We start from the raw sequence: 23660 nt of genomic DNA on the forward strand, positions 1-23660 counted from the left end.
ATTGAAAATGCTAACATTAATGTTAAAGCAGCAATTAATTTTTTCATTGTGTAAATTTTAGTTGAATTAATAACACCAAAACTAATTTATTTTGACGAAAACTCAAAATTTATTTTTATTTACTTTCAGGAAGATCGTGTGATTTTGTTTTTTCTCTTCTTTCAGTCATCTTTTCTTTCATGTGCTCTTTTTTCTCTTCACGGTTTTTCTCCCATTTTTGAAACTGCTCAGCTGTTAAGATTTTTTTCATGTCTGCGCTTAAAGCAGCTTGTTCAGCGTCTCTTTTTGCTTTCATTTCTTCTCTTTTTTTAGTCTGAACTTCTTTCATTTCCGCTCTTTTGGCTTCTCTTTTTTCTACTTCTTTGCTTACTAAGGCTTTAACTTCCTGAGCTTGTTTGTCGTTTAAATTCAGGTCTTTAGTCATTTTTTTTACCTGAAAATCAACTTTTTGTTCCGAAGTTAAATTTTCTCTTCCAGCTCTTCTTCCTTCTTTTTCTTGTGCAAACGCTGTTACTCCAACAACTAATAATGCAGCTACAATTAATTTTTTCATTTTATATGTTTTTAAATTTGTGTCAGTAGGACGACGATGTTTCTAAAAGGTTTAATAATTAACAAAAAATTATAAAAGATGAATTATTATTTCCCCGAAAATCGCGCTTTCAAATCGTTGTACATGCTTTCATGTGTTGTTAAAAATTGCTTGTCATCATAATTCAATCGCAGTTTTCTGAAATCGCCCATATATTTATCGGCTTTTTCAAATTCATTGGTTACTATCGTAGCAAAGATTAAGTTTTTCAAAATAGCCGTTCCTACTTTTTCATCAATACGTGCTTTGCTATCATCATAATTCACTTCAGAAATTACTTTTTCCCAAATACTTATTGCATTGTCAATGTCTTCAACTGCAGCTTCGGTATTTGCAGCATAATTTTTATATCCGGAAACGGCAAAATCTTTAGCTTTTTCTACATCATCATATTCTCCTTTTTTATTTTTTACATAAAACAAAACCACATTTCTGGTGATTTTTGGATAACCGTAGGTTTCATTCAGATAATTGTTCATATTGGTCAAAGTATTCTCCGCCAATGGTCGCTCAATACTGAGCCTGTTAGGTTTTGAACCTGTTGTCAAAATCTGATAAGTACCGGTTTCAGCATAAACGCCTGTCTTTAAAACTTCATTGTTGAGTTTAATTTCAAGCGTTGCAGGTTGTCTGTACTTTGTTACAAACTGAGTTTGTTTGGTAATGAATTTTTCTCTGGTTTGTGGATTGTAATTCTCAACATCTACAATAGCTGCCACTGGCTCAACCCATTCAAAAGGCTTGAAATCTATTTTGATTTTCAATCCGTCATTGGCTGGAGCAAAACCACTTATTTTTATATAGTTTTTGGTTAAAACTTCCGGATCCATAATGATGACGTCACCAGTGTTTATCGACTGCACATAAGGCAATGGTGGATTTACAAAAACAGGTTTAGGCGGAATGTTCAATGTTGGTCTTTTATCAATTAAAGCTAATTTTTCAAGCTTTGACATTTTGTTGAACTCATCACTTTCCAATTTGTATTTTTCCTTGGCTCCAGCTACACTTTTATCGTATTCTTTTAGCGTAACTTCATCATATTCTTTTTGAGCATCCTTTACTTTATTTGGATAATTTTTCAGTTCTGCCTGGTATTTATCTTCGGCAATTTGCCTAAAAGTGCTATCGTCTTTTAGGTAAGGTGTCGTAATCGTACAACTATATGTTTTTACATTGTCAGGCAATACCTTTTTTGGAAAAAGTGTCTGTGTAAAAGCCATACGAACGCTTTCAATCGATTGCCCATTTGTTGTTGAAACTCCAATAAAAATGGCTAGTAATGTGATAATTTTTTTACTCATGATTTTAAAATTGCTTTTTTTGTATTCGTGAATCTTCGATTTCTTTTTGTTTTTATTAGAATTTTAGATAACCATATTTTTCATTAGAAGGCGATTTGGCTCTTAGGATATATTTTCCGTCCTGAACATATACATTCACGGAAGTGTCTAAATCAAAATTTTCACTTACAGTATCATATTGTGGAATGTAGGTTAACTCCAAACCATTATCGGGAATAAGGCTTTTTGAAACCGGATTTCCTCTGTCGTCATAAACTTCAATTGTTATAAAACGGTCGTTATAGGTTCTTTTACCCAACATTGTTTTTTGAGTATCGTTATATAAAATAGTCAATTGATTGTTTCTTACAAAGTATAAGTATGAAAGAAAACGACCATTATCATTCACAGTTTTTTCTTCACTGAACGGAACATTTTTAAACCATTCCAACTTACCAGTTTCGTTGTCTAATTTTCCAAAAACAATACCCTCATTGGAGTAAGTGTAATCATATTCAAAATTAAAAGTCTGACCAGGAACTACTGGTTTGTTTTTTCTTTCGATGTATGTCAAGTCACCAAAAAACCAGGTTTTCATTCCGTCAAAAACAAAATCCTTGATGTTTAAACTGATAATTTCTCCAGTTTCATTTTTTTCAATGTATACTTTTTCGCCTTTTTGATTAAATTTTGCGGCATAAATCCCATTAGTTGGCGGCAATCCTCCACGATAAAGTTGTATTCCTTTTGAACCAATTCGGGTATATAAGCCTTGTAAGTAAAAATCATCATTTAAAAATTGCCCTTTATATGTTGATAGTTGATAATCATTGTCAAATTTCAATGAGGTTTCAGTCATAGTTTGTTGGCTTTTGTCCCAAAAGTAAATCGTTTTAAACGGTTTTTCTTTAGCCAAATCAATTTCTTTGACAATAAAAATATTACCCTGATTGCTTACGTAAAAGTTCTGCTCATTTGGTTTTTTGTTTATGTAAGGAGTATCATAGCTAATTTCCCCAGCTGCTTTAAAGTCTTTGTCAAAAACAGCCACATTCATTTTTTCATTTGCTTTTTTGTCAAGAGAATACGATTTGATTACACCGTAAAATTGTTTGTTATCAGACCGCGCTATGTAATAATTTGAATTTCGTGTTGGCATTTTTGTAATCAGGACTGGTTCAGTTTTTACGCCAGTTTCAATATTTACCTTTTGATAATACAATTCTCTTTCTTTTGTTTTGGTATTGAAATCATCAGTAAACATAATGAAGTTCACGCCGTTTTCCTGAAACACTTCGAGGATTGAAGCTGTGTTTAATCCCATTACAGGTTGCTTTAATGATAAATCTATAGTTTTGATTTTATCCAATTTAGCGATGTCAAGATTATTTACAGCGACTTCCTTATTGAAAATTTTATCGTTGTAACGAATGTTTATCTGAAAAACACCATTTGAAACATAATGTTGTAAAGTACTTCCGGTTTCGTTAGCCGATGAAAATGGATTTCCCCATGTAAAAGTCTGACTTTGGATTCCATCTGAATATAATCCAATCAATAGCATAGCTAAATAGCTCAATTTCTTCATAATATTTTAGTATTGTTTTATTTGTTGGCAAAAATAGAAAAATCTGCCAGTTACTGACAGATTTTTATGTTAATTCGAAGATAATCAAAAAATTAGATTTAATTCAGAACAACCGTTTTGTTTTCGCCGTCGACAGCGACTTTGGTTAAACCATGTTTTGCCAAACCTTTCATGGCGGCATCCCATTTTTTTCCGCTTAAAGCTGATTTGTCTTTGAGTTGCGCTATCGGTTGATTGTTTTCTGTTTTTAATAGGCCAATAATTAGCTTTTCATCTTCAGTCAATTCTACCTGCTTTTTCTCCGGACGCATTTGCGGGAAGAACAGTACTTCCTGAATAGAAGGATTATTTGTCAAAAACATGATTAATCTATCCATTCCAATTCCTAAACCAGAAGTTGGTGGCATTCCATATTCTAATGCACGTAAAAAATCTTCATCTATAATTCCGTTTGCTTCATCATCGCCTTTTTCTGCTAAAGCCATTTGTGCTTCAAAACGACCACGTTGATCAATTGGATCATTTAATTCTGAATAAGCATTCGCAATTTCTTTTCCGCAAACCATTAATTCAAAACGTTCTGTCAATTCTGGATTATCTCTATGTTCTTTACAGAGTGGTGACATTTCTTTTGGATAATCTGTAATGAATGTTGGCTGAATAAAGTTCCCTTCGCATTTTGCTCCGAAAATCTCATCAATCAATTTTCCTTTACCCATAGTCTCATCCACTTCAATATGCATTGATTTGGCAGCGTCAAAAAGTTCAGCTTCCGTTTTACCCGAAATATCAAAACCTGTAAATTGTTTGATTGCATCAGTCATCGTTACTCTTGCATATGGCGCTTTGAAATTTACTTTATGTTCGCCAAAAATAGCTTCGGTAGTTCCGTTTACTTCATTGGCACAATATTCCAAAAGATTTTCGGTCATTTCCATCATCCAGTTGTAGTCTTTATAAGCTACATAAATTTCCATAGCGGTAAATTCCGGATTATGCGTTCTGTCCATTCCTTCGTTTCTGAAATTTTTTGAAAACTCATACACGCCATCAAACCCACCAACGATTAATCTTTTCAGATATAATTCGTTTGCGATTCTCATATATAAAGGCATATCCAAACTATTGTGATGCGTAATAAACGGACGCGCCGCAGCACCACCGGGAATAGATTGTAACACCGGAGTTTCCACTTCCATATAACCAGCATTGTTAAAGAAGTTTCTCATTGCCGTGAAAAGTTTGGTTCTTTTCATGAAAACTTCCTTCACTTGCGGATTCACAACTAAGTCAACATAACGCATACGGTAACGCAATTCGGCATCATTAAAAGCATCGTGTACATTTCCATCTTCATCAGTTTTTGGCAAAGGCAACGGGCGAAGTGTTTTACTTAAAAAAGTAAACTTCTCTACACGAATACATTTGGCACCAACCTGCGTAGTGAATAATTCGCCTTCAATTCCAATGAAATCACCTAAATCAGTTAGTTTCTTAAAAACCTGATTATATAAAGTTTTATCTTCTTCCGGGCAAATCACATCGCGGTTTAAATACAGTTGAATTCTGCCTTCGCTATCCTGCAATTCGGCAAAGCATGCTTTTCCCTGATCGCGAACACTCATTAAACGACCGGCAACAATAACCTTCTTACCTTCTGCAAAATTTTCTTTCACCTGTTTCGAAGTATGATTAACAGGGAATAAGTCTGCAGGATAAGGATTAATTCCCAATCCACGTAAAGCAGTTAGTTTTTCTCTTCTAATGATTTCTTGTTCCGAAAGTTGCATAGTATTGTATTTAAGCGTGCAAAGATAGGGATAAGTGACAAAGTTTCAAAGTGGCAAAGTTTCAAAGTTGTTTTGAGTTTTGGAGCGAAAGGTTTGGGCTTTGTCAGCAGTCCAAATTCCCGCTTTCCGCTCTACATGGTGCCGCTACAATCGGGGCTAAAGATTAACGTCGAGTTAACTTTGAAACTTTGTAACTTTGCCACTTTGCAACTCCAATTAAAATGAATAAAGAAATTCAACTTCACGATTTAGGTAATAGAGATTATAAGGACACTTGGAATTATCAGGAGGAATTGTTCAAACAAATCGTAGACATAAAAATCCAAAACAGGAGAGATGAAACTCAATTTGAAACTCCTAACTATTTTCTTTTTGTAGAACACCCACATGTTTATACTTTAGGAAAAAGCGGTGATATGAGTAATTTGCTATTATCTGAAAAACAACTGGAAGCAAAAGGCGCTACTTTTTACAAAATCAATAGAGGTGGAGATATTACTTATCATGGTCCGGGGCAAATTGTAGGCTATCCTATATTAGATTTGGAAAACTTTTTTACAGATATCCATAAATATTTACGCTTTCTGGAAGAAGTTATCATAATGACTTTGGCAGAGTATAATATAATAGGTACAAGAAGCGAAGGTGAAACCGGAGTTTGGCTAGATGTTGGAACTCCATTTGCCCGAAAAATTTGTGCGATGGGTGTCCGTGCGAGTCGTTGGGTAACAATGCACGGCTTTGCTTTGAATGTAAATGCTAACCTGGGTTATTTTGATAATATCATTCCTTGTGGTATCAAAGGGAAGGCAGTCACATCGCTTCATGTAGAACTTGGACATGAAGTTGATGAAGCTGAAGTAAAAGAAAAAATTGAGAAACATTTTTCTAAACTTTTTGATTCAACTTTTATCTAAAAATCTAAGCAGTCTAAAAATCTAATTTCAATTGTTCTGGCAATAACCGAAAACTCATTCGGTGGTATTTGGTTGTGCCATATTTTCTGATGGCTTCCCTGTGTTCGATAGTTGGATATCCTTTATTTTGTTTCCAGTTGTACATTGGAAATTCTTCATGAATTCTATTCATATACTCATCTCTATGTGTTTTTGCCAAAACAGAAGCCGCGGCAATGCTCATATATTTTGAATCTCCTTTTATTATTGTGGAATAGGGAATGTCATTAATAGGTTTAAAACGATTTCCATCTACTATAATATAATGAGGTATTGGTAACAATTTGGTAATACATTGCTGCATTGCATTTATTGAAGCATTCAGAATATTTATCTGATCAATAATTTTAGGTTCGAGATGCGTTACAGAAAAGCAAACGGCCTTTGATTCAATTAAAGGTTTTAATTTTTCCCGAATCTTTTCAGAAAGTTGTTTAGAGTCATTTAATAGTTCCAATTCAAAACCTTCGGGCAAAATAATTGCTGCTGCGGTAACCGGTCCGGCCAAACAACCACGTCCGGCCTCATCTGTGCCGCATTCTATATTGTGATCAGAAAATTTGAATTGTAACATTAAAACTTTTTTTTGTAAAAATATAAATTATGACGCAACTTTAATATCATTATTGTATCATAACGAATGGAGTTAAAATTGTTATCTAAACTTTAACATAGCAAAAAATAATATTTACAGTTAATATTTGGTTAATTAAGAAATAATTAAGAAGTTTGCAGAATAACTAACTCAAATAAAAATTAATATGAGATCGAAGTTCAAATGGATTTTTACGCTATTATTAGCGTTATCAATGCAGTTTTCGTTTGCACAAGAGAAAACTGTAACGGGTGTTGTTTCAGATAAAACTGGACCATTACCAGGGGCGAATGTTGTTGTTAAAGGAACAACAAATAGCGCACAAACTGATTTTGACGGTAAATATTCTATCAAAGCTAAACAAGGAGATGTTCTTGTTATATCTTTTGTTGGAATGACAGATGCCAGCATTCCTGTTGGAGCATCTAATGTCGTTAATGCAAAATTAGAAGCGGGAATTGGACTTGAAGAAGTCGTGATTCAAACCAATTTAGGTTATTTCAAGAAGGATGCCAACAAGATTACTTCGGCAGTTTCTACTGTTTCAGGTGAAGAGTTTGTTAAACAGGCCCCTTCGTTAGCTTTTACCAATGCACTTCAAGGAAAAGCTGCGGGTGTTCAAGTAACAGCACGTAATGGTATGCCAGGTCAGGGAGCTTATGTTACTGTTAGAGGTAACGTGAGTATTACTGGTGGTTATGCTGGAGCGGCTTATGTTGTTGACGGTGCTTTTGTTAGTGAGACAGAAGCTTCTGCTATTGCTCCAGGGGACATTGAAACGCTGTCTGTATTGAAAGATGCAGCTGCTGCAGCAATGTACGGTTCGAAAGGTGGTAATGGTGTTGTTGTTATTACAACAAAAAGAGGTAAAGCAGGTAAAGCTAAATTTGAAATCAATAATTCAATCGGATTTACTGAAAGAGCTCCTGATCAAAACATGAAGTTAATGAATGGAGCTCAAAAATTACAATATGAGTTTGAATTAGGAGAAGGTCCTGGTGCAACATCTACTCCGGAAGAGTTATTGATGCTTCAATCATTTGAACATAATTGGGAAGATACATTGCTAAGACAAGGAGCTTTACATAACTTCAATTTTTCTGTATCAGGTGGTACCGAAAAAAGCACTAGTTATTTCTCTTTAGGATACAATAAGAATGAAGGTATTATTAAAGGTATAGATGGATATCACAGGATAACTGGAGCTTTTAGTAATGACTATCAAGCTACGGACTGGTTTAAAATTGGTATGGATGTAAGAGGTTCTTATGAGGTGAATACCTTGCCTAGAGACAGATACAATGCTCAAAACCCATTTGCGGCTATGGTATGGTATAATCCTTATGAGCCAGAATTTGATACTGACTTAGCTACAGGTGAATTAATTCTTGATGCGGATGGTAATCCTACTTATAACTTAACTCACGCAGGTTTCCCTATTGGAGAAGCTTTAAGAAACAATCCTGAAGAAGTAAGATTCTTCAGAATATATGCGAGACCTAACATTGAAATTAAACTAACTAAAGGGTTAGAATTTAGAAGTCAATACAGTATCAATTACGAAAGAAGACAGAGAGAAGCGTTTACTAAGCCAGGTTCTGTTCTTGACCAGTTTGTTGGAGACCCAACAGCTCCAGGATCTAAAACTGATAGTGGATGGGATAATATTGACAATCAATGGACAAATAGTCTTAACTATAAATTCAAATTAGGAGAAAATCATAATTTTAGTGCTACAGCATTATATGACTGGACATATACTAACTTTAGATCTTATTCACTTTCAAGAAAAGGTTTTATAGCAGACCTTCCAACATCTGGTACTGTTAGTACTACAGTTCCATTTACCACTAGAACAGAAGAAGCAGCTTATGGTATATTAGGAGCTATTGATTATGACTACGCAGGTAAATACCTATTGTCTTTCAATATAAGAAAAGACTGGGCATCATTATTAGGTCAAAATACAAATTCTGCTGTTGCAAAAGGTGGATCTATTGGTTGGGTTTTATCTAAAGAAAGTTTCTTTAAATTTAAACCAATTAATTTCTTGAAACTTAGAGCATCTTTAGGAGAATTAAACTCAACTGCAGGAGTTGATAGATATGCTAATTTATCTACTTATGTTTCTACTGCTTATACTAGTTCTGGAAGTGGTACAGTATATAACTTAGATAGAATTGGTAATACTTCCATTGCATTTGAACAAGCTGAAAAATTAGATATTGGTCTTGAAGCGAGAATGTTTAAGGATAGAGTTGCTTTTACGGCTTCTTACTTCAAGGATAAAAGAAATAATTTCTTATTTGCCGATGTAAGTACTGAAGGAGCTCAGTGGAATATCACAAGAAATGCAGGTGACTGGGAAGCTAAAGGATTTGAGGTTGAGTTGAAAGCTTTTGCAATCAAAAAAGAAGATATGAATTTATCTTTCTATGTTAATGCTGCTCAATTTGACAGAACAATCAACAAGCTTAATGCGCCAACAACTGAAGCGATTCGTGCATTTACAATTAATAGAGTTGGATACAGCCCAGATTCATTCTATTTAGTTCGTTATGCAGGAGTTGATCCAACTAACGGAGATGCATTATACCTTGATGTTGATGGAAACGTTACAAATGTCTTTAATTCAGATGACAGAGTTCTATTGAAAGATAAAACACAATATGCTAAATACGAAGGTGGATTTGGTATGGAATTCGAATTTAAAGGATTTGATGTATCTACTGACTTTGTATTCAAAGAAGGTAATTATACTTACAACTTAAGATACAGAGATTTATTAACGGATGGAGTTACTATTGCAGATAATCAGGTGGTAGCTGCTCTTGATTACTGGACTCCTGCTAACACAGATGCTGCTCAGCCAGCACCATTACAATTGTCAGGTGTTGATAATAATCAAGACTCAACCAGATTCTTGGAAGATGCAAGTTATATCCGTTTCAGAAACTTAAACTTTGGTTATACTTTTGACAAGAAAATTTTAAAAGCACTACCATTGGATAAAGTTAGAATTTATGCACAATTACAAAATTTACATACCTGGACAAAATTCCATGGAGATCCAGAAGTAGGTATTGGTAATGGTGAATCAGGAACTGCAATTCCTGGTCAATACGCTGGATATTCATATCCTACGGTGAAATCTGTTTTATTTGGTTTAACAATTAATTTCTAATAAATAAAGAATGAAAAAGATATTTTTATTTTCAGTTCTATCCTTATCACTTTTTTCGTGTGATAACGATAATATATCATTTAGTACATATAATGCGATTGATGATTCTAGAGTGTTGGAAAAACCAGCAGATTTCACAAACGCTATTAATGGTGCCTATGTATACATGTTTAAAAGAGGTGGCGATACTGGTTTCGGTCAGGAATTGCTGATTGACTCTGAAGTAGCTACCGATAATGTTATCATTAACATTCAGGGAAGACAGTCTAACAAAGACGGTTACAGATTTACTTCTACTCCTGGAAGTTCACATTTTGATTTTTATAATGCTGCTTACAGATCGGTAACATTCGCAAACCTTGCATTAACTCAACTTTCTAAGTTGCAAGATGGTGCTTTCAAAGATAATATCGAAGGTGAAGCAAGATTTGTACGTGCCATCAACCATTTGGAGTTGTTGAGAAATTACAGTAAAATCCCAACGCAATCTGCAGATGCAATGTCATCTTTAGGTGTATCTTATCTTGAAGTTGTTGATCCGGTTTTAAAACCATCAAGATTAACTGTACAGGAATCTTATGATAAAGTATTAGCTGACTTGTTAATTGCTAAAGATAAAATAGCTGATAACGTAATCGCTAATGGACACCCAGGTAAAGCGGCTGTTTATGCCTTATTATCTAGAGTTTATTTATACTTAGGACAATGGCAGAATTGTATTGATAATGCAAACTTGGCTATTGCTAATTATTCTGGAGATGTAGCTACAAGAGCTCAATTCTATACAAGTGCTACAAACGGTCTTTGGGAAGACACAAATGCTGCAGGTGTATTGTTTAAAATAAGAATTGATGTGGCTGATGCTATTACTCCTGGTGTTGCTTATTCTCAGGCAGCTGGTTCTCAGACTAAATCTGAATATGTTGTATCAAAGGAATTCTATGACAAATTCATAGCTACAGATATTAGAAAAGCTGCTTACATAAAAACAGGTCCTTTTGGCACTGGTGCTAACTTACATCTCTATAATAACATTTCAAAATATGATGGTAGAGGTACAGGAACAAAAAATCTTGTTGATGTAAAAGTATTAAGATTAGAGGAAGTTTATTTGAATAAAGCTGAGGCAGAATATAACCTAAATGGTGGTGGTTTAGCTTCATTAGATAAAATTCGTTCAAACAGATATTCTTCATTTGTTTCAGGAGCAGAAACTGGTCAGGCTCTATGGGATGCTATTCAATTAGAAAGACGTTTAGAGTTAGCTTTTGAAATGGATAGATTCTATACACTGAAAAGATTAAATTTACCGGTTGTAAGAAGTGCTACTGATGGACATTTCGCTGACGGAACTGGAACACCTCCTGAGTTCACTACTCTTCCAGCTGGAGATTGCAGATGGCAGTTTCCTATTCCACAGGATGAAAGAGATATCAATGAAAATCTACAACAAAACCCTTGTTACACTGGTACGGGTGGATAAATAATAATTAAACCTCTTTCTTCGGAAAGAGGTTTTTTAGTTTTAAGCCGACTTTTTAAGTCGGCTTTTATTTTTTTTGTACTTTAGCGGTCATTAAAAATTGTCTTATGAAAAAATATTATTCAGCTTTAATCGCCTGCATTTCTTTTCTTAATTTTTGTAACTCACAAACAAAATACAATGAAAAAGGATGTATTCAGAAATACTATCAATTTGATAGCAATGTCAACAAACAGCAGGCTATTTCATTTTATTTGAAAAAAAATAGTCTTGACGCAGATAACTCTTTTGTGTCAAGTAAAGAAACGACCGATGCCAGTGGCATAGTTCACCAAAGAAACCAACAATTTTACAAAGGAAGAAAAGTTGAATTCGGAACATTAATAACACATACCTTAAACGGAAATGTTATCTCCATAAATTCCGAGTTGTATAATCCTAAATCTGTAAATAGTTCACCAACATTAACAGCACAAATTGCATTCAATAAAGCGCTCATTAATATAGGTGCCCAAAAATACCTTTGGGAAGATGAGCAACAAGCCAAAATAATGAATTACGAAAAACCAACTGGTGAACTTGTGTTTTTTCCTATAGTTAAAACAGGTGAGGTTACTTTGGCTTATAAGTTTGATATTTACTCTATAGAACCACTATCCAGAATAGAAATTTTTGTGGATGCACATTCCGGTGAGATACTATATAAGAATCCAATCATCAAGCATGTTAGCGAATTAAATTCAAAAAAATTAAGTGAAAATACAGAATCATTTGAGGCATTCCTAACAGGAACAGCTGCTACTAAATATAGTGGTTCAAGGAATATTGAAACTGTTTTAAATGCAGGTTTAGGCATGTATGTTTTGTCCGATATTACAAGAGGAAATGGCATTGTGACCTATAATTGTGAAAGACTGGTCAATACCTATCAAAATGTACACTTCACCGACAATGATAATAACTGGACAAGTGCTGAACATGCTAATTCTTTTTATGATAATGCAGCTTTAGATGCTCATTGGGGTGCTGAAAGGACTTATGATTTTTGGAAAACTGTATTTAACCGTAATGGATATGACGATAATAATGCGCTTATTAGAAATTATGTTCACTTTCAAAGAACTGCAGCCTCTTTAAGCAATGCCTTTTGGAATGGTTCCGTTATGAGTTACGGTGACGGTGTGAATAAACCCTTTACTTCTATTGATATATGTGGACATGAAATAGGTCATGCTGTCTGTACTTATACTGCAAATCTTGCTTATCAAAATCAATCAGGAGCAATGAATGAAGGATATTCAGATATTTGGGGAGCTTGTGTAGAATATTTTGGAAGAACAGGCAGTCTAACCGGAACTCCAACTGCTGCGGTGTGGAAAATAGGAGAAGATATTACAAGTGGAGGATTACGAACTATGGTTACCCCAAATACAAGTGGTGATCCTGATACATTTCAAGGAACATATTGGAAAGAAACAGGTGATGAAGGAACTTGTATACCTTCCGGAACTACAAATGATTATTGTGGAGTACACAGTAATAGCGGAGTGATGAATCGTTGGTTTTATATTCTGACAATAGGAGCTTCTGGAACTAATAACGCACCTATTGCTGATAGAGATACTTACAGTGTAACAGGTATAGGAATTATAAAATCATCACAAATAGCCTATTATGCTGAAAGAGATTATCTAACGCCTAATTCAACTTATTTTGATGCCAGAGAAGCTACAATTCTAGCAGCCAAAAGTTTATATTGTAGTGCGAGCCCTGAAGTAGCCGCAGTAACCAATGCGTGGTTTTCAGTAAATATAGGGAGTAGTTTTGTAAGTTCTTCAAATGATGTAAGTCTGGATAATATTCCTTCTAATAATTCTATTAACTGTGGCGTTACAAGTGTTCCAACTACTGTTTATTTTAAAAATTTAGGAACAAACCCAATAACAACAGTAAACATAGCATATAATGTAGACGGTGGTTCTAATACTAATTTAGTTTGGAATGGTAGTTTATCTACATGTGCTACAGGTAGTCAATTAATAACGATAAACACAGCATCGTTGTCACCTGGAACTCATATTCTAAATTTCACAACTACCATTGCAGGAGATACTGTTAACTCAAATAATTCAAAATCAACTTATATTTTTGTAAATCAGCAATCAAATCTTAATCAGATAAATACCTTTGAATCTTCAGCAGATAATTTGATTACTTATAATGAACTGGTTTCTAACAATTCACTATGGCAAAGAGGAATCGTAAATAAGACCAATTTAACTGATAGTTCAAATTCGTATGCCACAGGTTTAACCAATCCTTATACGCCAGATACCAAATCATACCTAACTTCCAGATGCTACGACTTATCTCAGGCGCAAAATCCTATTTTGAAGTTCGACATGGCTTTTGATTTGCAATACGCAACAGATATTCTTTACATGCAGTATTCTACCAATGGAGGAACAACTTGGAGCAGATTAGGATCTGCATCAGATTCAGACTGGTATACTGTTGATTCAGGGTGTACATTCTGCGTTGGTGGTGAATGGACAGGTGATGCCAGTAATACAAACACAAGCGGTACAACCAACGGAACAAAAAGACTATATAGTTATGACTTAACTGCATTTGGGTCTACATCGCCAACACCACAATCAAATATGTTGTTTAGGTTTGTTTTTGAATCTGATAGTACTGATAACTATGACGGTGTACTTATAGATAATTTCGTAATTGAAACTACATTAGGTACAGATGAATTTTCACCAGCTAATGTTAATATATATCCAAACCCGGCAAAAGGGATTTTGAATTATACTATTAACAATGATATAGTTTTAACAGCAATTACCATTAATGACATTTCAGGCAAACAAATATTCAAATCAGCAAATTCAATTAACAATTCAATAGACGTTTCAAACCTTTCTTCGGGAGTTTATTTTGTAACGTTTAAATCTGATAAAAATTCGGTTACTAAGAAATTTATTAAAGAGTAACTTTTCACTCAATTATATAAAAAACCATTCCAATTATTGGGGTGGTTTTTTTATGATTTTATTACAAATTGTTTTATGTATTTTTGTTACGAAATATTTTAAGATGAAATACTTATTAACCGTACTCTTTCTATTGTTTTTTTCAGTTGGTTTTTCGCAGGATGGTCAAACGGATGCTGCTAACAGCACACCAAAGAAGCAACCAAAAGCAACTTTTGATCAATACAGAATTATCACTTTGCAAAAAGACACTACTTATGTGGATACTTCTTTAACCATCAAAAAAGAATACGAGTACAACTACCTGCGCAAAGACATTTTTGGACTTTTACCTTTTGCGAACGAGGGCCAAACCTATGCAGTTCTCGATTTCGGATTAAAAAATTTCAATTCATTTCCTGAAATTGGTTTCTCCGGGAAACAGTTTAATTATTTAGGGGTTAATGATATTAAATATTATTCGGTAGCAACTCCGATAACTGAGTTGTATTTCAAAACCACAATGGAACAAGGTCAATCCATTGATGCTTTTATTACGGTAAATACTTCAGAACGATTTAATATGTCTGTTGCTTTCAAAGGATTGCGCTCTTTGGGAAAATACATCAACCAACTTTCAAGTACCGGCAATTTCAGGTTTACATCAAGCTATAATACTTTAAATAAAAGATATTATCTGAATTTTCATTTCACCGGACAGGATTTCCTGAATGGAGAAAATGGCGGAATTACAAACATTGAAGATTTTGAAAGCGAAGACGGAGCTTTTACAGACCGCGCCCGACTTGAAGTGTACTTAAAAGATGCCAAATCTTTTATGAAAGGCAAAAGAATTTTCTTTGACCATAATTTTAGAATCAATGGGAAAAAAGGCGACAACAATTTATATCTGACACACCAGTTCAATTACGAAAACAAATTTTTTGAATACAATCAGAAAACTGTCTTATCAACTGTTGGTAATACCAGTGTAAAACGTTTTGGTGAATCTTATGTATTATCAAATATTAACGACCATACGCGATATAACAGACTATATAATAAAGTTGGTGCTATTTATGAAAATTTAGTACTCGGAAAATTCCAATTTTTCGCCGAAAATTTCAGATACAATTATTACTATAACAAAATATTGATTCTGGATTCAGGGATAATTCCAAGTTCTTTAAGTGATGAAATCAATACTGTTGGCGGACAATACGATTACAGGAAAAATAAATGGAACGGAACGTTCACTTATTCCAATTCGATTTCAAAGCAGCCAATGTCAAATTTTGATGCCAAACTGAACTATAAACTCAACGACAAAAATGAGTTTGTTTTTCAATACCAAATGGTGAATAAAATTCCGGACCATATTTATAATCTGTATCAAAGTAGTTACGTTGATTACAATTGGCACAACGATTTCAAGAATGAAAAAATAAATAATATCGAAGCAACGGCTAAAACACAATGGCTTGATGCTTCATTGCAGTTAAGTTCTATCAATGACCATTTGTATTTTAGTAACGATGCCATCGACCCACAGCAGCAAATTATCACTCCAAAACAATACGACAAAACCATAAATTATTTGTCTGTCAGAGTGAGCCGTGAGTTCAAATGGTGGAAATTGGCCTTAGATAACACAGTGCTTTATCAAAAGGTGGATCAGGAAGATGATGTTTTGAATGTGCCTCAAATAGTGACGAGAAATTCACTTTACTTTACCAATTATTACTTCAAAAAAGCCTTGTATCTGCAAACCGGTTTTACAGTAAATTATTTCACAAAATATTATATCAATGATTACAATCCGGTAACTACGGAAGCATTTGTACAAAACCAAAAAAAGGTTGGCGAGTTTCCAATGCTTGATTTCTTTATCAACGCTAGGATTCGCCAGACAAGAATCTTTTTTAAATTAGAACATTTCAACTCCAAAATAACCGGAAATAATTTCTACACAGCGCCAAATTATCCATACCGTGATTTCATGATTCGATTTGGTTTGGTTTGGAATTTTTTTCAATAATTTTCTTGGGCGTGAAAACGCGCTGTCCACTATATCTTTTGCCCTGAACACCAGGACAAAAGGATGCCGTTCCCATCACGCACGCAAACGTTTCGAATTAACGTTCTCCAAACTTGCAAACCTTCTTTTTATCAATATCTTTGTAACTAAAAGAAATGACTTGAGTGTGCGAAAGCATGACTCCAAAAACAATAGACAAAGGGAATGAAATACGCAGAAAATATATTAGGAACTATTGGAAACACGCCATTAGTAAAGCTTAACAAAGTTATAGAAGGAATTGATGCCTTGGTTTTGGCCAAAGTAGAAACCTTCAATCCCGGAAATTCTACCAAAGACAGAATGGCTCTTAAAATGGTCGAAGATGCCGAAGCCGATGGAAGATTAAAACCTGGAGGAACAATAATCGAAGGAACATCAGGAAACACCGGAATGGGATTAGCGCTTGCCGCAATTATAAAAGGATACAAATGTATTTTTGTAATTACGGACAAGCAATCCAAAGAAAAAATGGATATCCTTCGTGCAGTTGGCGCCAAAGTAATAGTCTGCCCAACAGATGTTGAGCCAACAGATCCGCGTTCGTATTATTCTGTTTCAAAAAGATTGAGTACGGAAATTCCAAATTCCTGGTACGTAAATCAATATGATAATCCATCAAATGCTCAGGCACATTACGAGCAAACCGGTCCTGAAATTTGGGAACAAACAGATGGAAAAATTACGCATTTCGTAGTTGGGGTAGGAACTGGTGGAACCATTTCCGGAATTGGAAAGTATTTAAAAGAGAAAAATCCAAACATTAAAATTTGGGGAATTGATACCTACGGCTCTGTTTTCAAAAAATACCACGAAACCGGGATTTTTGACGAGAACGAAATCTACTCTTATATCACTGAAGGAATTGGCGAAGATATTTTACCAAAAAACGTTGACTTTTCAATAATTGATGGTTTTACAAAAGTAACTGATAAAGACGCTGCTGTTTACACTCGTAGAATCGCTTTGGAAGAAGGGATTTTTGTAGGTAACTCCGCTGGTGCATGCGTGAAAGGTTTGCATCAATTAAAAGAGCATTTCACTAAAGACGATGTAGTTGTGGTTTTATTCCACGATTCAGGAAGTCGTTATGTTGGAAAAATGTTCAATGATGATTGGATGCGTGAAAGAGGTTTTTTGGATGAAGAAATCACAACAGCTGAAGACGTTATCAAAGATCACAAAGACAAACCATTAGTAATTGTTCGTACTGAAGAATTAGTTTCTCATGCAATTGAGCGTTTGAAAAAATATAATATTTCTCAGATTCCGGTAATCGATACGACTGGTTTTGTCGGAAGTCTTGACGAAACTGATTTGTTCAGAAGTTATGTGGAAGACAGAGATATTGCCGACAAGCCAATTCGCGAAATCATGGGTAAACCTTATCCAATTGTAAAACCGAATACGCCAATTGATGAGATTTCTAAATTAATCAACAAAGACAACCAAGCGGTTTTAGTAGATTTGGGTAATGGAAAACACCACATTATTACCAAACACGATATTATAAGTTCTATTAAGTAAATAGGCAAAAGCCATTAGGCAATAGAAAAGAGTCAGGAAGAACAGTAATGTCTTTTCCTGACTTTTTTACTGATCCCTTTTCCCTAATCCCTTTTATCTACTCTCCAATCAAAACTCCGGAAACATTCCACGAGCTGAAGCTTGTTCCTTCGGGTAAGCCTTGCGGAATGGTAATTTGTATTGAATGATTTCCGGTTTCTAAGTTTCCTAAATCAATAAAAATGGGATTAGTTACAGTTCCCGGACACCAATTCGCTCTGCTGTAATCAGAAGAAGATAACCCATTAGGAAAATTTCCCGAAGCAGGATTCGATAAACGATAGGAACCACAATCCTGGCGCCAAGGCGTAAAGCTGAAAGCTTCTTTTCCGTCAAGGAAAATCGTATTCTTCTTTGGTACAAATTCATCTCCATTTTCCCAGCCGCCATGACCAGTTGTGATATAACGAAGCTTGCAGCTTTTCATGGGTTTTTCTAATTTGAAATTGACTTCCAAACCTTTGTCGGAACTAAACATGGTTCCATATTCCTGACCAGCCATTTCCATAATATTATTAGTGCAAAAAAGCGGAACGATTTGCGTTGGAATAGCTTTGCTTTCTTCTTCGTCATGTATGGTAATATTCGCCGAAACTTTATGTCCGCCTTTGTCATAATTCCCAATGTTGATTCCAATCCAAACTTCCTGATTGCTTAACAAACTTCTCAAATCGGAAACATCCTGACGGTACAATACATTTTCTGCCCAGGTTTTATCTTTTAGCTGTAATGTGTTGTATTGCTTAACACCAAAAGGCGTATAGAAACGCATCAATTCCACAACAGGATTATAATTTTCTGTTGCAGCAACACCTTGATATTCTTTGCCATTTCCGTTGTTGTAAATCGGTAATGTTTTAGCTCCGTTTTTCAAACCGTCTAAAAATGAAGTTGCTTTATTGGTTGGAATGATAAAAAACGAACCCGTTCGGTCATAAGCGTCTCCATTCGATTGTTCGGTTACATCAACAAAAATCTGGCTGCCGATTTTTATTTCCGGAATCTTGACTTTTCTAAGGGCAATCGTTCCATTGGCAAATCTGAGAATTGTATCATTCGATTTTGATTGGTCAGAAAAATTGATGATTTGATCTTTAAAAACATTGATTGTGGTAAACCTACTTTTCCAAAGCAAATCTTTATAAGTTAATCCGTCAACTGTTTTTTGTGCTTTTCGAAAGTAAGGCAGCGCATCGATTTTTTCCACTTTAGTCGCGGCAATGACAAAGTTTCCGTTCCGAACCATTTCCAAAACCAAACCTAAATTTTGTCCCAAAATACTAGGCGAACCTTTGACTTTCAAATCCTCTGTATACCAGAATTCAATGGTGTTTGAATTGACAATGGTTTTGGCTTTTTTACAATTGTAACCTAAGATTTTCTTTGTGTCATTTAAATATTCAAAAGTTTGTTTTGCCAAGGATAAACTATCTGTGGTTACTATGATTTTCAAATCACTTAAAAGCGCAGTTTGAGAATAAGAATTTTTGCTTCTGTCGATGGTGGTTTCTTCAAAAGGAAAATTCCCTTTTTGATATCTGGTGTTTTGGGAAGTGAGTAATGTGTACTTAACATTGGTGAAAACCCAAACTGGATCTTGATTTTCAATCATAGTTCCGTTGGAGCTTTTCACGTAAGTGATTTTATAGTTTTGGGAAAATGAACTTCCGTAAACTAACAACAAAACGAATAAAAGTAATTTTTTCATTACAAAAATGTCAATTATAAAAGTAATTTTCTTACTTTAGATGAAAATTAGGAATCGTGAAAGAAGATTTTCTTCATTATGTATGGCAATATAAGAAGTTTGACTTTTCTAACCTAACAACTGTTTCGGGAGAATTGCTTACGATAACGAATTGTGGAAATTATTTGCAACGAACAGGACCGGATTTTTTTAATGCCCAAATTGTTTTAGGCAATCAAAAATGGGCAGGAAATATTGAAATTCATATCAAATCTTCCGATTGGTATTTGCATCATCACGAGAAAGACACGAATTATGATAATGTAATTCTGCACGTAGTTTGGGAACACGACGCACCGGTTTTTAGAAAAGACAATTCTGAAATTCCAGTTTTGGAACTTAAGAAGTATATATCAAAAAAGGATTTAGAAAATTACAATGCTTTAGCATTACCAAAATCCTGGATTTATTGTGAAAGTCAAATTGCGACTATTGAAAGTTTTATTTTGGAAAATTGGCAGGAACGATTGTTTGTTGAAAGGCTGGAACGAAAATATATACCGATTGAGCAATTGCTAAAGGAAACTGAGAATAATTGGGAAGCGGTTTTGTTTTGTATGTTGGCAAAGAACTTTGGTTTGAATACCAATGGAGAAACATTTTTGAAAATTGCCAAATCGATTCCGTTTTCAATTATCAGAAAAGAAAGTGCGGAAGTCGCGAATTTAGAAAGCTTGCTTTTTGGATCAGCAGATTTATTTCCGGTTGATGTTGAAGACAATTATACAAAAGATTTAAAATTTTTTTTTGAGTATATTTCACAAAAGCATAAATTGAAAAAGATACTAATTGAACCGGTTCAGTTTTTTAAACATCGGCCAGATAATTTTCCGACGATACGTTTGGCGCAATTGGCGATGTTATATCATAAACAGCAGAATCTGTTTTCGAAAGTTATAGTTGCTAAAACGGTTACAGCATTGCACCAGCTATTTGAAATTACGATTTCTGATTATTGGCAAACGCATTATCAATTTGATAAGGAAAGCCCAAAGAAGAAAAAACAGTTTTCAAAATCTTTTATCGATTTGCTGGTCATCAATACAATTGTTCCGATTCAGTTTGCGTATGCTAAAAGTCAGGGAAAAGAAGCATCGGAATCTTTATTAGATTTGCTTCGTGAAATGGCAGCCGAGAAAAATATGGTTATTGAAAAGTTTTTCAGTTTTGGAATTAAAGCCAAAAACGCTTTTGAAACCCAATCGCTGTTACAACTCAAAAATGAGTATTGCAATCAGGGAAAATGTCTGCAATGTGCTATTGGAATTCAGCTTTTAAAAGAGTAATTTTAATTTTTTAAATCAAGACAAAAATGTCACCAGTAATTCAGTTAAAATACTTCTTTGAAAAATACGGTTTTCACGTTTCTTCGCGTCTCGCGGACAAGCTTGGAATGAGTGCTTCCAACGTGCGTTTGTTTTTCATTTACATCACTTTCGTAACGGCAGGTTTGTGGTTTGGCGTGTATCTGACTTTAGCTTTCTGGATTAGATTAAAAGATTTAATACGTGGCAAACGAACTTCTGTTTTTGATTTGTAACTTTTGGAAACCAATGAATCCATAGTAAAATCTTTTTTAACCTATTCGAAAAGTCAACGGATTGGAATCATATTGTTTTTTTTGATTATCATTTTTGTTCAGGGTTTTTATTTCTTCTATGACTTTACGGATAAAGAAAACATTGACAAAGAACAATCCAAATGGTTGGCGCTCCAGAGCACTGTTGACAGCTTAAAGCTGGACAACAAAAACTATAAGCCAACGATTTATCCTTTCAATCCAAATTTTATAACCGATTTCAAAGGATACAAACTCGGGATGTCTGTAGAAGAAATCGACCGATTGCTGGCGTATAGAAAACAGAATAAATTTGTTAATTCCGCAGAAGAATTTCAGGTTGTGACCAAAGTTTCTGATTCTTTGCTGGCAGCCATTTCACCTTATTTCAAATTTCCGGATTGGGTAAAAAATAAAAAGAACCACTTTCAAACTTTTGCCAAAAAGGATTATTCAAAACCGGAAAAGATTATCGTTCTGGATATCAATCAAGCGACTAAAGAAGATTTGATGAAAGTTTATGGTATTGGCGATAAGATTTCAGACAGGATTTTGGAACAGAAGGAAAAGTATGGAGCTTTTGTTTCTATGGAACAGATGGATGATATTTGGGGTTTGTCTCCGGAAGTAATTGAGAGACTGAAAACATCTTTTGTTGTCAAATCTACTTCAAACAGCAAAAAGATTAATATCAACAATGCATCAGTCAAAGAGTTGACACAATTCCCATTTTTCAGATATCAATTAGCTAAAGATATTGTTATTTACAGAACCATGAATGGTGATATAAAAATGGAAGATTTGGCGAAAATTAAAGGTTTTCCTGTTGACAAAATACAAATAATTGCCTTATATTTGGCATTCTAAAATAAAATTAGCCATAGTTATATGAATTCAATATACTTTACAGAAGAACACGAATTGTTTAGGGAGAGCTTGAAATCTTTTTTAAAGATTGAAGTTGTACCACATATTGAAAAATGGGAAAAAACAGGAACAATTGACCGATTTATCTGGAAAAAGTTTGGTGAAATGGGTTTTTTCGGAATAGCGTATCCTGAAGTTTATGGCGGATTAAATTTGGATTTGTTTTATACTGTTATATTTTTAGAAGAACTTCAAAAAATAAAATCTTCCGGTTTTGCTGCTGCCATGTGGGCTCATGCTTATTTGGCAATGACGCATTTGAATGCTGAAGGTGGTGAAAGAATAAAACAGGATTATTTGACAGCAAGTATTTCTGGTGATAAAATAGGAGCACTGTGTATTTCGGAACCTTTTGGTGGAAGCGATGTTGCAGGTATGAGAACAACTGCTGAAAAAAAAGGAAATATATATATTATAAATGGATCTAAAACATTTATAACAAACGGAATTTATGCTGATTATTATGTAGTTGCTGCAAAAACAAACCCAGCGCTTGGAAATAAAGGGATAAGTATGTTTCTGATAGATACAAATCTAAATGGCATTACGGCTACCAAATTAGATAAATTAGGTTGGAGAGCATCAGACACCGCTGAGATTGCATTTGACAATGTTGAAATTCCAGAAGAAAATTTAATGGGTGAAGAAGGAAAAGGTTTTCCTTACATCATGCAGCATTTCGCTTTAGAGCGATTAATTATGGCAATCAATGCACATTCAAGAGCTGAATATGCGATAGAATATACCATAGATTATATGTCGCAACGCCAGGCATTCGGAACTACTATTGACAAGTTTCAGGCCTTGAGACATACAATGGTAGACCATGCCACTGATGTTGAACATTGCAAAGTATTTAATTATGCTGCCGTTGCCAGATTAAACCAAGGAGAATATGTAGTTAAAGAAGCTACTATGGCTAAATTAAAATCTACAAAAGTTGCTGATGAGACCATTTATAGTTGCCTTCAAATGCTTGGAGGATATGGCTATATGGAAGAATATCCATTGGCACGTTTATTAAGAGACAGCCGTTTAGGGCCAATTGGAGGCGGAACTTCAGAAATCCTTAGAGAAATTTTGTCTAAAATGATAATAGACAAACAAAGCTATAAGCCGGCAGTGAAAAAATTATAGCTTCTAATTTCAAGAAATTTACTGAATAGATAAAAATAATTCGTAATTCGTAATTCGTAATTCATAATTATTGTTACTTTTGCACCCTTAACGAGAGGAGGTGTCTATATTATGTTAATTATACCAATTAAAGACGGAGAAAATATCGATAGAGCATTAAAGCGCTATAAAAGAAAATTTGATAAAACAGGAACTG

General features: G+C 34.4%; 17 protein-coding genes. 11 read left to right on the top strand and 6 right to left on the bottom strand.

The genetic code is table 11. The annotated features are described in order from the left end of the window. Positions 1-115: 115 nt before the first annotated feature. The 4 genes from ABIQ27_RS08935 to lysS all read right to left on the bottom strand — a co-directional run bounded on the left by ABIQ27_RS08935 (position 116) and on the right by lysS (position 5253). A complete protein-coding gene (locus ABIQ27_RS08935; protein WP_348033537.1) occupies positions 116-553 on the bottom strand; it encodes a hypothetical protein in 438 nt (145 codons plus the stop codon). An 86-nt stretch (positions 554-639) separates the two neighbouring features. After that, positions 640-1896, bottom strand: a complete 1257-nt coding sequence (locus ABIQ27_RS08940) for a hypothetical protein (protein WP_348033538.1) — start codon at positions 1894-1896, stop codon at positions 640-642. A 55-nt stretch (positions 1897-1951) separates the two neighbouring features. Then, positions 1952-3463, bottom strand: a complete 1512-nt coding sequence (locus ABIQ27_RS08945) for a hypothetical protein (protein WP_348033539.1) — start codon at positions 3461-3463, stop codon at positions 1952-1954. A 98-nt stretch (positions 3464-3561) separates the two neighbouring features. Then, positions 3562-5253 (bottom strand): lysine--tRNA ligase, encoded by a 1692-nt coding sequence (gene lysS / locus ABIQ27_RS08950; RefSeq protein ID WP_348033540.1) that lies wholly within the window; start codon positions 5251-5253, stop codon positions 3562-3564. Between the two features lie 221 nt (positions 5254-5474). Here lysS and lipB point away from each other — a divergent pair, with 221 nt between their 5' ends. Beyond that, positions 5475-6170, top strand: a complete 696-nt coding sequence (lipB, locus tag ABIQ27_RS08955; protein WP_348033541.1) for a lipoyl(octanoyl) transferase LipB — start codon at positions 5475-5477, stop codon at positions 6168-6170. A 13-nt stretch (positions 6171-6183) separates the two neighbouring features. Here lipB and ABIQ27_RS08960 read toward each other — a convergent pair whose 3' ends face one another. Beyond that, complete coding sequence (locus tag ABIQ27_RS08960) at positions 6184-6783, bottom strand: ribonuclease HII (RefSeq protein WP_348033542.1); 600 nt, start codon at positions 6781-6783, stop codon at positions 6184-6186. Positions 6784-6970: 187 nt separating this feature from the next. Here ABIQ27_RS08960 and ABIQ27_RS08965 point away from each other — a divergent pair, with 187 nt between their 5' ends. The 5 genes from ABIQ27_RS08965 to ABIQ27_RS08985 all read left to right on the top strand — a co-directional run bounded on the left by ABIQ27_RS08965 (position 6971) and on the right by ABIQ27_RS08985 (position 18056). Beyond that, positions 6971-9988 (top strand): SusC/RagA family TonB-linked outer membrane protein, encoded by a 3018-nt coding sequence (locus tag ABIQ27_RS08965; RefSeq protein WP_348033543.1) that lies wholly within the window; start codon positions 6971-6973, stop codon positions 9986-9988. Between the two features lie 10 nt (positions 9989-9998). Next, on the top strand, positions 9999-11471 hold the full coding sequence (locus tag ABIQ27_RS08970; RefSeq protein ID WP_348033544.1) for a RagB/SusD family nutrient uptake outer membrane protein: 1473 nt from the start codon (positions 9999-10001) through the stop codon (positions 11469-11471). 107 nt (positions 11472-11578) lie between these two features. Then, complete coding sequence (locus ABIQ27_RS08975; RefSeq protein WP_348033545.1) at positions 11579-14473, top strand: M4 family metallopeptidase; 2895 nt, start codon at positions 11579-11581, stop codon at positions 14471-14473. Between the two features lie 103 nt (positions 14474-14576). Beyond that, positions 14577-16490, top strand: a complete 1914-nt coding sequence (locus ABIQ27_RS08980; RefSeq protein ID WP_348033546.1) for a putative porin — start codon at positions 14577-14579, stop codon at positions 16488-16490. Between the two features lie 204 nt (positions 16491-16694). Beyond that, on the top strand, positions 16695-18056 hold the full coding sequence (locus tag ABIQ27_RS08985) for a pyridoxal-phosphate dependent enzyme (RefSeq protein WP_348033547.1): 1362 nt from the start codon (positions 16695-16697) through the stop codon (positions 18054-18056). Positions 18057-18153: 97 nt separating this feature from the next. Here ABIQ27_RS08985 and ABIQ27_RS08990 read toward each other — a convergent pair whose 3' ends face one another. Next, positions 18154-19803 carry a PNGase F N-terminal domain-containing protein gene (locus tag ABIQ27_RS08990; RefSeq protein ID WP_348033548.1) on the bottom strand — a complete coding sequence of 550 codons (1650 nt, stop codon included), beginning with the start codon at positions 19801-19803 and terminating at the stop codon, positions 18154-18156. Between the two features lie 56 nt (positions 19804-19859). Here ABIQ27_RS08990 and ABIQ27_RS08995 point away from each other — a divergent pair, with 56 nt between their 5' ends. From ABIQ27_RS08995 to ABIQ27_RS09015, 5 genes are all read left to right on the top strand, one after another. Then, positions 19860-21128: a DUF2851 family protein gene (locus tag ABIQ27_RS08995; RefSeq protein WP_348033549.1), complete on the top strand. Its 1269-nt coding sequence runs from the start codon at positions 19860-19862 to the stop codon at positions 21126-21128. Between the two features lie 26 nt (positions 21129-21154). Further along, entirely contained in the window at positions 21155-21382 is a 228-nt protein-coding gene (locus ABIQ27_RS09000) for a PspC domain-containing protein (RefSeq protein ID WP_348033550.1), read from the top strand. Positions 21383-21463: 81 nt separating this feature from the next. Then, positions 21464-22267: a helix-hairpin-helix domain-containing protein gene (locus ABIQ27_RS09005; RefSeq protein WP_348033551.1), complete on the top strand. Its 804-nt coding sequence runs from the start codon at positions 21464-21466 to the stop codon at positions 22265-22267. Between the two features lie 21 nt (positions 22268-22288). After that, positions 22289-23464, top strand: a complete 1176-nt coding sequence (locus ABIQ27_RS09010) for an acyl-CoA dehydrogenase family protein (RefSeq protein WP_348033552.1) — start codon at positions 22289-22291, stop codon at positions 23462-23464. A 108-nt stretch (positions 23465-23572) separates the two neighbouring features. Continuing rightward, the coding region (locus ABIQ27_RS09015; RefSeq protein WP_348033553.1) for a bS21 family ribosomal protein at positions 23573-23660 on the top strand (88 nt) is incomplete at its 3' end.

This window comes from Flavobacterium sp., from assembly GCF_039916025.1.
In the GTDB taxonomy this organism is placed as follows: Bacteria; Bacteroidota; Bacteroidia; order Flavobacteriales; family Flavobacteriaceae; genus Flavobacterium.